Source organism: Rahnella sp. AA (assembly GCF_002834385.1).
In the GTDB taxonomy this organism is placed as follows: domain Bacteria; phylum Pseudomonadota; class Gammaproteobacteria; order Enterobacterales; family Enterobacteriaceae; genus Rahnella.
In genome coordinates, this window is the sequence record NZ_PITQ01000006.1 from 319,188 (window position 1) to 331,220 (window position 12,033).

General features: G+C 55.2%; 13 protein-coding genes. 8 read left to right on the forward strand and 5 right to left on the reverse strand.

Annotation, left to right across the window (positions count from 1 at the left end; translation table 11 throughout):
• The first annotated feature begins 3 nt into the window (after positions 1–3).
• From CWS43_RS16570 to CWS43_RS16600, 7 genes are all read left to right on the forward strand, one after another.
• Positions 4–912: a LysR substrate-binding domain-containing protein gene (locus CWS43_RS16570; RefSeq protein WP_101078166.1), complete on the forward strand. Its 909-nt coding sequence runs from the start codon at positions 4–6 to the stop codon at positions 910–912.
• Between the two features lie 146 nt (positions 913–1,058).
• Entirely contained in the window at positions 1,059–2,522 is a 1,464-nt protein-coding gene (locus CWS43_RS16575) for a gamma-aminobutyraldehyde dehydrogenase (RefSeq protein WP_101078168.1), read from the forward strand.
• A 34-nt stretch (positions 2,523–2,556) separates the two neighbouring features.
• The gene (gene ydcS, locus CWS43_RS16580) at positions 2,557–3,696 is read left to right on the forward strand and encodes a putative ABC transporter substrate-binding protein YdcS (RefSeq protein WP_101078170.1); all 1,140 of its coding nucleotides are present in this window, start codon (positions 2,557–2,559) and stop codon (positions 3,694–3,696) included.
• A 154-nt stretch (positions 3,697–3,850) separates the two neighbouring features.
• Positions 3,851–4,873 (forward strand): ABC transporter ATP-binding protein, encoded by a 1,023-nt coding sequence (locus CWS43_RS16585; protein ID WP_101078172.1) that lies wholly within the window; start codon positions 3,851–3,853, stop codon positions 4,871–4,873.
• A 15-nt stretch (positions 4,874–4,888) separates the two neighbouring features.
• Complete coding sequence (locus CWS43_RS16590) at positions 4,889–5,821, forward strand: ABC transporter permease (RefSeq protein ID WP_198555858.1); 933 nt, start codon at positions 4,889–4,891, stop codon at positions 5,819–5,821.
• A complete protein-coding gene (locus CWS43_RS16595) occupies positions 5,811–6,617 on the forward strand; it encodes an ABC transporter permease (protein ID WP_101078176.1) in 807 nt (268 codons plus the stop codon). The genes CWS43_RS16590 and CWS43_RS16595 overlap by 11 nt, the downstream gene beginning before the upstream one ends.
• A gap of 12 nt (positions 6,618–6,629) precedes the next feature.
• Positions 6,630–8,048, forward strand: a complete 1,419-nt coding sequence (locus tag CWS43_RS16600) for a gamma-aminobutyraldehyde dehydrogenase (protein ID WP_101078178.1) — start codon at positions 6,630–6,632, stop codon at positions 8,046–8,048.
• 68 nt (positions 8,049–8,116) lie between these two features.
• Here the strand turns inward: CWS43_RS16600 and CWS43_RS16605 are convergent, their stop codons facing one another.
• From CWS43_RS16605 to CWS43_RS16620, 4 genes are all read right to left on the reverse strand, one after another.
• Positions 8,117–8,308, reverse strand: coding sequence for a hypothetical protein (locus CWS43_RS16605; RefSeq protein ID WP_101078180.1), 192 nt, complete (start codon positions 8,306–8,308; stop codon positions 8,117–8,119).
• A 75-nt stretch (positions 8,309–8,383) separates the two neighbouring features.
• Positions 8,384–8,554, reverse strand: a complete 171-nt coding sequence (locus tag CWS43_RS27265; RefSeq protein WP_157825407.1) for a hypothetical protein — start codon at positions 8,552–8,554, stop codon at positions 8,384–8,386.
• 493 nt (positions 8,555–9,047) lie between these two features.
• On the reverse strand, positions 9,048–9,647 hold the full coding sequence (gene tehB / locus CWS43_RS16615; protein ID WP_101078184.1) for a tellurite resistance methyltransferase TehB: 600 nt from the start codon (positions 9,645–9,647) through the stop codon (positions 9,048–9,050).
• 77 nt (positions 9,648–9,724) lie between these two features.
• Positions 9,725–10,309 (reverse strand): nuclear transport factor 2 family protein, encoded by a 585-nt coding sequence (locus CWS43_RS16620; protein WP_101078186.1) that lies wholly within the window; start codon positions 10,307–10,309, stop codon positions 9,725–9,727.
• A 108-nt stretch (positions 10,310–10,417) separates the two neighbouring features.
• On the opposite strand from CWS43_RS16620, the gene CWS43_RS16625 reads away from it, so the two are divergent.
• Positions 10,418–11,299 (forward strand): LysR substrate-binding domain-containing protein, encoded by an 882-nt coding sequence (locus CWS43_RS16625; RefSeq protein ID WP_101078240.1) that lies wholly within the window; start codon positions 10,418–10,420, stop codon positions 11,297–11,299.
• Positions 11,300–11,309: 10 nt separating this feature from the next.
• On the opposite strand, the gene CWS43_RS16630 is transcribed toward CWS43_RS16625, so the two are convergent.
• On the reverse strand, positions 11,310–11,834 hold the full coding sequence (locus tag CWS43_RS16630; RefSeq protein ID WP_101078188.1) for a GNAT family N-acetyltransferase: 525 nt from the start codon (positions 11,832–11,834) through the stop codon (positions 11,310–11,312).
• Positions 11,835–12,033: the final 199 nt, after the last annotated feature.

The following is a 12,033-nucleotide window of genomic DNA, read 5'->3' on the forward strand; positions in this document are numbered from 1 at the left end:
GCCATGCTGACGTTACGCCAGATCCGCCATTTTATTGCCGTCGCTGAGACCGGTTCGATTTCTGCGGCTGCGCAGGCCTCGTTTGTTTCGCAATCGTCGTTAACGCAGGCGATTCAGCAACTTGAAGTGGAAACCGAAGCCCGGCTGTTTGACCGTCACGCGAAGGGGATGACGCTGACGCATCAGGGGCATCAGTTTTTGCGCCAGTCGTATCTGATACTCGCAACCGTTGATAACGCCAAACGCAGCCTGCAACTGGGCACCGAAAACGTGACCGGGCAAATTACGCTGGGCGTAACCAGCCTGGTGGCCGGGTATTTTCTGGTGGATTTACTCAAGCAGTTCAACGCGTATTACCCGAACGTTGAGGTGAAAGTCGTCGAGGATGAGCGCCAGTACATCGAACATCTGCTGGTCAGCGGCGAAATTGATATCGGTGTGCTGATCCTCTCAAATCTTGAAGACCGCGATGCGCTACAGACCGAAGTGCTGACCCATTCCTCTTACCGCTTGTGGCTGCCGCCGCTGCATCCGCTGCTGGAGCGTGAAAGCATTTCTCTGGCCGATATCGCCAACGAACCCCTGATCCAGCTCAATGTGGATGAAATGGAAAAGCACGCGCAGCGGCTGTGGGCGCGGGCGGGGCTGAAACCGAATATCGCGATGAAAACCGCCTCGACCGAAGCCGTGCGCAGCCTGGTGGCGGCAGGGCTTGGCGTGTCCGTTCAGCCGGACATGGCGTACCGCGCGTGGTCGCTGGAAGGCAATATGATCGAAGCCAGCAAACTGGAGGACTCCATCGAACCGTTGGATATCGGGCTGGCCTGGCGGCGCGGCAGTGCGCGACCTGAGCTGGTGACGCCGTTTCTCACCATTGCGCGGGAGAACAGCGCCAAGCGACGTCCGGCTTAGCGGGGCATTCGCTTTTTCCGAACGCAGCCTTCAGTAATTGCTATTTGTTGCCCTCAGAGAAATTACCTAATGTGAATAGACAAATTGTTACTAACAAATAACATTTTTGTTAATTCACGATGATTGTCTTCTCTGTGGGGTAAGCGATGTCGGATGCAGAATTTGTTGCCCGTTTTTCTGAAAAACATGCGATTAACGGCGACCTCCGGACCGGCGAGGGCGCCACGCAAAGTATTTTCAACCCTGCCACCGGTGAAGTGATTGCCGAAATCGCTGAAACCTCGCTTTCTCAGGTCGATCAGGCCGTCACCGCCGCTAATAATGCTTTTCTGCGCTGGTCACGCACCACGCCAGCCGAACGCGCTTCGGTGCTTTTACGCATTGCCGACGCCATCGAAAAACAGGCATCGTCACTGGCGCAGCTGGAATCCATAAACTGCGGGAAACCGCTTCATCAGGCGCTGAAAGACGATCTGCCCGCGGCCATCGACGTTTTTCGCTTCTTTGCCGGTGCGGTGCGATGTCAGCAGGGGCAGCTTTCCGGCGAATATCTGCCCGGCCATACGTCGATGGTGCGCCGCGATCCGCTTGGCGTGGTGGCGTCTATTGCGCCGTGGAATTACCCGCTGATGATGTCGGCGTGGAAAATTGCACCGGCGCTGGCCGCGGGAAATACCGTGGTTTTTAAACCTTCCGAACACACACCGCTGACCATTCTTGCGCTGCTGCCTGCGTTACAGGAAATCCTGCCGCCCGGCGTGCTGAACGTGATCACCGGCAGCGGCGAGGGCGTCGGTAATGCGCTGGTCAGCCATCCGCACGTACGTCTGATTTCCCTGACCGGCGATATCGTCACCGGCCAGCGCATTCTTCAGGCTGCGGTCAAAACCGTGAAACGCACGCATCTGGAACTGGGCGGTAAAGCGCCGGTGATTGTGTGCAATGACGCCGATATTGACGATGTGGTGGAGGCGGTCAGTCAGTGGGGATATTACAACGCGGGGCAGGACTGTACGTCCGCCTGCCGCGTGTATGCGCAGGCCGGGATTTATGAGCGTCTGGTAGAAAAACTCGGCGAGGCGGTCTCGCAGTTATCTTTCGCGCGCAAAAACGACAGCGAAAACTTTATGGGGCCGCTCATCAGCAGCCGCCAGCGGGATCGCGTGTCGAGCTTTGTAGAGCGGGCGCTGAGCCAGCCGCACATCGAGCGTATTACCGGCGCAGCGTCGCATTCCGGCCCTGGTTTTTATTACCAGCCGACGCTGTTGGCGGGCTGTCTGCAAAGTGATGAAATCGTCCAGCGCGAAGTGTTCGGGCCGGTCGTGAGCGTGACGCGGTTCGATACTATTGCCCAGGTTGTCAGCTGGGCAAACGAATCAGAATACGGGCTGGCGTCGTCGGTCTGGACGCAAAATATCGACCTTGCAATGCAAATCTCTTCCCACCTGCAATACGGCACCACCTGGATTAACACCCACTTTTCTTTAGTCAGCGAAATGCCCCACGGCGGATTAAAACGCTCCGGGTACGGCAACGATCTTTCCAGTTATTCATTACAGGATTACAGCGTAGTCAGACACATCATGGCGAAGTTCAAACCACAATTCTAAAAACATATCTACGACGACAGGACAGGAGTAACCGATGAAAAAGCTATCTGCTATTTGTTTGGGCCTGCTGAGTTTTTTAAATACCGCTCTGGCCGCGGAAACACCGGCAAGTTTGGGTAAAAGCGAAGGCCAGTTAAATATTGTGGCCTGGCCGGGGTATATCGAGCGCGGTGAAAGCGACAAAAATTACGACTGGGTGACCCGGTTTGAAAAGCAAACCAGCTGCAAGGTGAATGTGAAAACCGCGGCGACGTCCGATGAAATGGTCAGCCTGATGGCGAAAGGCGGCTATGACCTGGTGACGGCGTCCGGTGATGCGTCGTTACGTCTGATTTACGGTAAACGCGTCCAGCCAATCAATCCGGCGCTGATCCCCAACTGGAAGAGTATCGACCCGCGTCTGACGAAGGGCGCATGGTTTAACGTTGGCGGGAAAGTGTACGGCACGCCGTATCAGTGGGGGCCAAACCTGCTGATGTATAACACCAAAACTTTCCCGACCGCGCCGGACAGCTGGGCGGTCATTTTCGTCCCGCAAAATCTGCCGGACGGCAAACCGAATCAGGGACGGGTGCAGGCGTATGACGGCCCGATCGCCATCGCGGATGCCGCGCTGTATCTGAAAAGCACCCAGCCGGATCTGAAAATCGATGATCCGTACCAGCTCAATGAAACCCAGTATGCCGCTGTGCTGAAACTGCTGCGCGCACAACATCCGCTGATCCACCGCTACTGGCACGATGCGTCGGTGCAGATGAGTGATTTCAAAAACGAAGGCGTGGTGGCCAGCTCTTCCTGGCCGTATCAGGCCAATGCGCTGAAAGGCGAGAAACAGCCGATTGCCACCGTGTTCCCGAAAGAGGGCGTCACCGGCTGGGCGGATACCACCATGTTAGCAGCTGATTCTGAGCATCCGAACTGTGCGTATCAGTGGATGAACTGGTCGCTTGAGCCAAAAGTACAGGGCGACGTTGCCGCCTGGTTTGGCTCCGTGCCTGCGGTTCCGGCCGGATGCAAAGCCAGCCCGCTCTTAGGCGCGGAAGGCTGCGAAACCAACGGTTTCAATAAGTTTGCGTCCATTTCCTTCTGGAAAACGCCGCAGGCCGAAGGCGGGAAGTTCGTTCCTTACAGCCGCTGGACGCAAGACTATATCGCCATCATGGGCGGCAGATAATCCGCTTCATCCTTTGAGCCGTCTCTGCGTTGGCTGCGTTCGCGAACCCCGGTCACTTACTTCAGTAAGCTCCCGGGGATTCACTCAGTTGCCGCCTTGATACAACTCAAATGATTTTGCGTTTGGTTTCGGTGAAAAAATCCAGGAGCACTTTATGCCTGCCGTACAGTTCATCAATGTTTCCCGTTTATTCGGGGATGTGAAAGCCGTCGATAATGTGTCGATTGATATTCAGGACGGCGAGTTTTTTTCTATGCTCGGGCCGTCGGGCTCGGGGAAAACAACCTGCCTGCGTCTGATCGCAGGTTTTGAAACGCTGACATCAGGGTCCATCCGCATTCACGGGCAGGAAGCGTCGCAGCTTGCGCCATATGAGCGCGACGTGAACACCGTTTTTCAGGATTACGCGCTGTTTCCGCACATGACGGTGCTTGATAACGTCGCTTATGGCCTGATGGTCAAAGGCGTGGGGAAAAAGGAGCGAACGCACAAGGCGATGGAAGCGCTGGAACGCGTGGCGCTGGGCTTTACCGCCGCCCGTAAACCGGCATTTTTGTCCGGCGGCCAGCGTCAGCGTGTGGCGCTGGCACGGGCGCTGGTGAATCAGCCGGGCGTGTTGTTGCTCGATGAACCGCTCGGCGCGCTTGATCTCAAACTGCGGGAGCAGATGCAGGGCGAGCTGAAAAAGCTGCAACGTGAACTGGGCATCACCTTTATTTTTGTTACCCACGATCAGAGCGAAGCGCTGTCGATGTCGGATCGCGTCGCGGTGTTCAACAATGGCCGCATCGAGCAGGTCGATACGCCGCGCGAGCTGTATCTCAACCCGCGTACCGCGTTTGTCGCGCAGTTTGTCGGCACCGCGAACGTGCTCACTTCCGATCTCTCCCTCAAACTCACCGGCCTTTCAGGCAGCCGTTCCATCCGCCCGGAACATATCCGCCTGACGCCGCAACCGGTGGCCGGAACGGACACGGTGCAGGTCAGCGCCATTCTCAAAGATATTCATTTCCAGGGCGCCGCAACGCGCTACGAGCTGGCGCTCGAAGGCGGTGAAAAGCTGTTTGTCAGTGAGGCAAATAACCTTGCGGTCAGCGCGAAAAACACCTTCCATCAGGGACAGCCGGTGGTGGCCTGTTGGGACAAAGATGCCATGGTGGCGCTGCTTGAGGGTTAAACGATGGATATCAGTATGACTCCTTATGAGAAGCGATCGCGGCGTTGCCGGGCGCTGGTGACATTCCTGCATCGTCGCCCCGGATTTTATCTGGCGCTGCTGCTGGTGCCGCCGCTGCTGTGGTTCGGCGCGGTGTATTTAGGCTCGCTGTTTGCGTTGTTGTGGCAGGGTTTTTATACCTTCGATGACTTCACCATGACGGTGTCCAATACGCTGACGCTGGTCAACCTGCAGGCGTTGTTTGATCCGGTGAATGCCGACATCATTATCCGCACCGTGACGATGGCGCTGCTGGTGTCATTTTTCAGCGCGGTGCTGGCGTTTCCGATTGCGTATTACATGGCGCGCTACATCACCGGCAAGAAAAAGGCGTTCTTTTATATCGCCATCATGATGCCGATGTGGGCGAGCTATATCGTCAAAGCCTATGCGTGGACGCTGCTGCTTTCCAAAGGCGGCGTGCTGCAATGGTTCCTGGAGCATCTCGGGCTGGAACCCCTGCTGACGGCGGTGCTGAGCCTGCCGGGGATTGGCGGTAACACGTTATCGACGTCCGGGATTGGCCGCTTCTGGGTCTTCGTCTACATCTGGTTGCCGTTTATGATTTTGCCGATTCAGGCCGCGCTGGAACGCCTGCCGCTGTCGCTGATCCAGGCATCGGAAGATTTAGGCGCTAAGCCGTGGCAGACGCTGCGCTACGTGATTTTTCCGCTGGCGGTGCCGGGCATTGCCGCCGGGTCGATTTTCACTTTCTCGCTGACGCTGGGCGATTACATCATCCCGCAACTGGTGGGGCCGCCGGGGTATTACATCGGCAACATGGTGTATTCACAACAAGGTTCGATCGGCAATATGCCGATGGCTGCGGCGTTTACGCTGGTGCCTATCGTGCTGATCGCGCTTTATCTGTCGATGGTTAAACGATTGGGGGCTTTCGATGCACTCTAAACGCGCACCCTGGTTACTGAAACTTTCCGCGTGGGGCGGGCTGGTTTTCCTGCATTTCCCGCTGCTGATTATTGCCGTCTACGCCTTTAACACCGAAGACGCAGCGTTCAGTTTTCCACCGAAAGGCTTCACGCTGCACTGGTTCGCCGTGGCAGCCGGGCGTCACGACATTCTCGACGCCGTCTGGCTCTCGGTACAAATCGCCTGCTACGCCACGATTATCGCGATGGTGCTGGGCACGCTGGCGGCTGCGGCGCTGTATCGCCGGAATTTCTACGGCAAAAACAGCATCACATTATTGTTCATGTTGCCGATCGCGCTGCCGGGGATCATCACCGGGCTGGCGCTGCTCAACGCCTTTCACGCCGCGCAGATCGAACCGGGCATGCTGACGATTGTTATCGGCCACGCCACGTTTTGCATGGTGATTGTTTATAACAACGTGATTGCGCGCTTCCGGCGGATTACGCACAGCCTGATTGAGGCGTCGATGGATCTCGGGGCGGACGGCTGGCAGACCTTCCGCTACATCATTTTGCCCAACCTCAGCACGGCGCTGCTGGCGGGCGGAATGCTGGCGTTCGCGCTGTCTTTCGATGAAATCATAGTGACGACATTCACCGCCGGGCACGAACGGACATTGCCGATCTGGCTGCTCAATCAGCTGGGCAGGCCGCGTGAAGTGCCGGTGACGAACGTCGTCGTGCTGAGCCTGATGGTACTGACCATGTTCCCGATTTTAGGGGCGTGGTATCTGACAAGAAACGGGTCTGATGTGGCCGGTGACGGCAAATAATAAGGAAAAATGATGCAAACGAACATGCTGATTAATGGTGAGCTGGTTGCCGGAGAAGGGGCGTCATTGCCGGTTTTCAACCCGCATAACGGACAGGAAATTGTGCGTCTGGCGCAGGCCAGCGAGCAGCAGACCAGACAGGCCGTCGATCTGGCGCATCGCGCATTCACGCAGTGGGGACAAACCACGCCGAAAACCCGCGCCGAACTGCTGCTAGCGCTGGCCGACCGCATCGAAGCCAACGCCGAAGCGCTGGCGAAACTCGAGTCCCTGAACTGCGGGAAACCGTATCATCTGGCGCTGGGCGATGAGATCCCGGCGGTGGCCGATGTGTTTCGCTATTTCGCCGGTGCCAGCCGTTGCCTGAACGGCTTAGCCAGCGGGGAATATCTGGCCGGACATACGTCGATGATCCGCCGCGATCCGCTGGGCGTGGTGGCGTCTATCGCGCCGTGGAACTATCCGCTGATGATGGCGGCGTGGAAAATCGCGCCCGCACTGGCGGCGGGCAACTGCGTGGTGATCAAACCTTCCGAAATCACGCCACTGACGGCGCTGAAGCTGGGCGAACTGGCACAGGATCTCTTCCCGGCTGGCGTGCTGAACGTGCTGTTTGGCGACGGTCAGACGGTGGGTAACGCGCTGACGCATCACGATAAAGTCCGCATGATTTCCCTGACCGGTTCGGTCGCAACGGGCGAAAAAATTGTTGCGCAGGCCACCAGTGGCATCAAACGTACCCACATGGAACTCGGCGGCAAAGCGCCGGTGATTGTATTTGATGACGCGGATATCGACCAGGTGGTGGAAGGCGTGCGCACGTTTGGCTTCTACAACGCCGGGCAAGACTGTACCGCCGCCTGCCGCATTTACGCGCAAAAAGGCGTTTATGCGCGGCTGGTCGCAGCACTGGGCGATGCGGTTTCCACCCTGAAATTAGGCACCGATGAAAACAGTGAAATGGGCCCGCTGGTTTCTGCGGCGCATCTCGAACGTGTAGAAGGTTTTGTGCAGCGCGCAAAACAGGTGCCGAATATTGAGGTCGTGACCGGCGGCGAGCGCGTCTCCGGCGAAGGGTATTACTTCCAGCCCACGGTGCTGGCAGGCGCACGGCAGGAAGATGAAATCGTTCAGAGCGAAGTGTTCGGCCCCGTCGTCAGCGTGACGGAGTTCGATACCGAAGAGCAGGTTCTCGACTGGGCCAACGAGTCAAACTACGGGCTGGCTTCGTCAGTCTGGACGCAAAACATCGGCCGCGCGCACCGCCTCAGCGCCCGCCTGCAATACGGCTGCACCTGGGTGAATACGCACTTCATGCTGGTCAGCGAAATGCCACACGGCGGCCAGAAACAATCCGGTTATGGCAAAGACATGTCGGTGTACGGGCTGGAGGATTACACGGCGATCAGGCATGTGATGATAAAACACTAAGAAGGCGTTGATTGTTCAAATGCAGAAGGCCGCCATCGGGCGGCCTTTTAGCGTTTCTGAAGCGGAGTCTACGATGAACTGCTCAGGAATATGATGGCGATAATGAACGAGACGACCGTCAGGGCAGCGAGTAAGCAGTTGCCGGGGGTCAGCAACTTGCTGTTGGTTTTGCTTCGGTGGTTTCGGAACAGTATCCAGATCATCACAATCGCGATGAGTATGAATATTATCCCGCCGGTCAGACTGGCAACTGAAGTCATGTATGAGCCCTCATCAGTTAAACCCTAATGATAGCTCATATTATTGAATCTATTCCCGAAGCTGCCGTGCGGTCGTTACGCTTCGCCGGACGTCGCGCTCTTTTTGCGGGCAATGTCGATAAACAGAATGCTGGCCGCGAACGAAATTCCAGAACCAATGATTAAAGAAAGCAGATAAGAAGTGACGTAATTATATTCTTTATCTATTAATGTCTGCTGTTCTGAAATTAAATCAATGTTGTCCATGACATAACCCCGGGACAAAAAGAGCCCGGCCCATAGCGCGCCGCAGATAATGAAACAGGTATAACAGACGTACGAGAATTTTTTATCAATATAATCAAGGTAGAACTTGGGATCTGAATAGGCCATTTTGAGAAGACCCAAAAAACAGCCCAGATAAATACCAATCAACCACTTCATTACGTCCCAGTTCATAGATGTCTCTGAATGTTGCCGCAGCGGCAGTAAACGATAGATAGAAGCCATCTCCGGATGCTTTGTTACACATCGCCCAATAGCCGTCAAAACCCTAACAATCTGATTTTACGCTGTTTTTGTCGTAAATAACGCGGCGTATTATCACACACACTTCGACATTCTGGCAAGATTGTTCACGCTGTTGGAAGAGTGAAACAGGTTAAAGGAAATCCTAAATTGCCGGGCGTAAACGGAAATAAAAAAGAACCGGAGATTTCTCTGCCGGCTCTTTTTTCGCAATAAACGTTTTAATGCTTAATTAACGCTTTCTCGCCAGCAGCGTGGCAAAACGTAGTTTGTAGCGGTTGCCGTTTTCGTCACGTTTATGCAGTTCGCCGACGTCTTCGTTGTATTTAACGATTTCCCAGCCTTCGTAATAATTACGCAACTCTTCCGGTTTAAAGGTAAACGGGAAAGGCAACGGACACGGATAATCCGGGCTGTCCATGGCAGCGACGATCAGGTTATAGCCGCCGGGCTTGGTCGCCGCGTGCATGTCTTCGATGATGTGCGGGATGCTGTCGCGTTGCAGGAACATCATCACCACGGTGGAGAAAATGAAATCATACTCGCCGCTGAAACGGTGTGAATTGAGATCCGCCTCGCTGATTGCGATGTTTTTCAGTGATTCCGCAGCGATGATTTCATTCACTTTCGCGACGCTCATCGCGTTGTGATCCCACCCGGTGACGTCGAAACCTTTCAGGTTAAGATAAAGCGAGTTACGCCCGCTGCCGCAGCCTAAATCCAGCGCTTTGCCCGGCTGAACATAGTTTGCGGCGTTGATGATTTCAGAGTGCGTGCGGGTCAGGCCGTATTTTTCGGTGTAATAATCTTCGTGCGCAATGGGCTGAGTCATCCCTGGTTTCCTCTAATAGTGAATCGAATATCCGCTATTATCCCCCAAAATGATTCCGGCACCATTACCCATAGTGATCATTCAGCGTTCAGCCAGATCTGCGCGCTGGTTTTCATTTTTTGTTCCAGTTCGCTGCCGCGTGTGGCAAAGATGCGGCTCAGCGGGAAGCCGCTCTGTGCCAGCAGATAAGCCAGTGCGGCATATTCACGCGGATACTTCGTCACGATGCTCTGGTCTATTTCCACCGGACCCAGCGGGAAAGTGAACGTTCCCATATCGTAAACACTCTGTCGGTGGAACAGTTTCCAGACGCCGTCGCGCTTTTCGGCCAGATCGTAAAAACGGTTATGGCATTCACAGCCCAGATTCAGTTTAACGTTCTCGCCGATGATCATCGCGTTGGTTTCCAGAATCGCTTTGTTTCCGCTGGCATTAAACGTGACGGCTGGGGAGCCTATAAGGTGTTTAGTGCGCAAATCCGACGCGCCCATACGCATTGAGCCATCGACAAAATCGCTCGCCAGCCCTTCAAACCAGGTGATTTCAATCGTGCCGTCCGGGTGGAATAAATTCCGCAGCCCGTCCCAGTTACCCAGGTCGCGGTGCATCCAGCCATTCATCAGATCATTAAGTTGCTGACGGTCTTCAAGCTGATTTTGCATTTCGGTGACTCCTGTAGGTTGACGGTGTTCAGTTTGGTCGTGGGAGGCGTTAAACTCAAATATATAGATCTGACTGAACAATCACTTTTAATGATTGATGGGGCGATTATGGATTTGCGTCATCTGCGGTATTTTCTGGCCGTCGCCGAAGAACGGCATTTCGGGCGTGCGGCTGAGCGGCTTAACATCGTTCAGCCCGCGTTAAGTATGCAAATCAAAGCGCTGGAAGCCGAACTGGGCGGCGCATTATTTATCCGCACCAGCCGTCACGTTGAACTCACAGAAGCCGGAATTCTCCTGCAGGCCGAAGCGCAGCGCACGCTGGATCAGGTGGAGCATACCCGTCTGGCCGTTGAACGTTCCCTGCGCGGGGAAACCGGGCGTGTTAGGGTAGGTTTCGCGGGCAATGCCATTTTCAGCGGTAAAATGACCCGCGATTTACGTCGTTTCCATAAAGCGTATCCCGACGCGGAGATTGTGATTCAGGAAGTCGCGCCGCAAAAGCAGGTGGAAGCGATCCTCGCCGGGCAACTGGATATTGGTTACACGCCGGATAACAGCACGACGTCCGTCGCTGCCATCCGGGTGCAAAAGGCCGGAAGCTGGGAAATTATGGTGGCGCTGACGGACGATCATCCGCTGGCGGCGCACGCCTGCATCACCCTTGAGATGCTCGCGGAGCAGCCGCTGATTTTGTACGACGCCCACGACACTCATGAGCATGTTTATCTGATGTTTGCGCAGAGGTTGGGCGACCAATTCCGCGTTGCACACCGTTCCGCCAGCACCCTGAGCGTACTGGCGATTGCCGCCGCCGGGCTTGGGCTGGCGCTGATCCCCGCGCCGGTTCAGCAGGTGAACATTCCCGGTCTGCTCTACCGCCGTCTGGATGCGCCTGAGATGATGGCGAATCTGGTGATCATCAGCCGCGTAACAGAACCCAGTAACGCAGTCACTGCATATCTTGATATGGCGATCCCGGCGGCTTGATAAGGTGTCGCTAATGTGCGCGCGGGTTGGTTTGCCGGAAAATATAACTGCCGATACTGTGAACCGGATCGCCCTGAAAACCGACTTTCTGCATACCGATTTTTTCCAGAACGCGCTGTGACGCCAGATGATTTTCACGCACGGTGGCGGAAATCTGCGGGATCCCAAAATGCTCAAAGCCGGAATTCAGCGCCGCACTGGCAAATTCGGTCGCCAGCCCTTTTCCCCACGCAGACGTGGCGAACCGGTAGCCGAGAAACACCCGGTGATTTTCGTAGCCTTCACGAATGCTTAGCCCGCCGAACCCGATAATGTTGTCCGGCTGCGTATTCAGCGCGACAGCCCAGTGTCCGAACCCATAATCGGGCCATTCGCGCAGCCAGCCGTTCAGTTTTTCACGGGCAAATTCAAGGTCAGGATAGGGGCCGCGCGGGTTGAACTGATTAGTCTGCGGGTCGCCATAGATCGCGAAAAGGGAATGGACATCATTGGCCTCAACCGGCCGGAGCAATAACCGCGATGTTTCGATGAGCATAGTGAACGTTTTCCTCCCGTTAGCTGAAATAAATCTTAGCCTGAGCGGAGAACTCTGCCACTGTTTGTAAGGAATAAACGGTCTTTAAAATAAAAGAGAATGTGTTCATGCCATCGACATGATGCAGTGATATATTTATAAAATCGTAATTTATCGACATATCAGCAAAAAGTATTTATCGTATCGACATATCCTGAAA

Excerpts from the sequence above, each read along its gene's own strand:
- CWS43_RS16625 (WP_101078240.1), top strand. The coding sequence starts at position 10,418 with ATGGATTTGCGTCATCTGCGGTATTTTCTGGCCGTCGCCGAAGAACGG.
- CWS43_RS16585 (WP_101078172.1), top strand. The coding sequence starts at position 3,851 with ATGCCTGCCGTACAGTTCATCAATGTTTCCCGTTTATTCGGGGATGTG.
- CWS43_RS16590 (WP_198555858.1), top strand. The coding sequence starts at position 4,889 with ATGACTCCTTATGAGAAGCGATCGCGGCGTTGCCGGGCGCTGGTGACA.
- ydcS (WP_101078170.1), top strand. The coding sequence starts at position 2,557 with ATGAAAAAGCTATCTGCTATTTGTTTGGGCCTGCTGAGTTTTTTAAAT.
- CWS43_RS16605 (WP_101078180.1), bottom strand. The coding sequence starts at position 8,308 with ATGACTTCAGTTGCCAGTCTGACCGGCGGGATAATATTCATACTCATC.
- CWS43_RS27265 (WP_157825407.1), bottom strand. The coding sequence starts at position 8,554 with ATGGACAACATTGATTTAATTTCAGAACAGCAGACATTAATAGATAAA.
- CWS43_RS16630 (WP_101078188.1), bottom strand. The coding sequence starts at position 11,834 with ATGCTCATCGAAACATCGCGGTTATTGCTCCGGCCGGTTGAGGCCAAT.
- CWS43_RS16620 (WP_101078186.1), bottom strand. The coding sequence starts at position 10,309 with ATGCAAAATCAGCTTGAAGACCGTCAGCAACTTAATGATCTGATGAAT.
- CWS43_RS16595 (WP_101078176.1), top strand. The coding sequence starts at position 5,811 with ATGCACTCTAAACGCGCACCCTGGTTACTGAAACTTTCCGCGTGGGGC.
- CWS43_RS16570 (WP_101078166.1), top strand. The coding sequence starts at position 4 with ATGCTGACGTTACGCCAGATCCGCCATTTTATTGCCGTCGCTGAGACC.
- CWS43_RS16575 (WP_101078168.1), top strand. The coding sequence starts at position 1,059 with ATGTCGGATGCAGAATTTGTTGCCCGTTTTTCTGAAAAACATGCGATT.
- CWS43_RS16600 (WP_101078178.1), top strand. The coding sequence starts at position 6,630 with ATGCAAACGAACATGCTGATTAATGGTGAGCTGGTTGCCGGAGAAGGG.
- tehB (WP_101078184.1), bottom strand. The coding sequence starts at position 9,647 with ATGACTCAGCCCATTGCGCACGAAGATTATTACACCGAAAAATACGGC.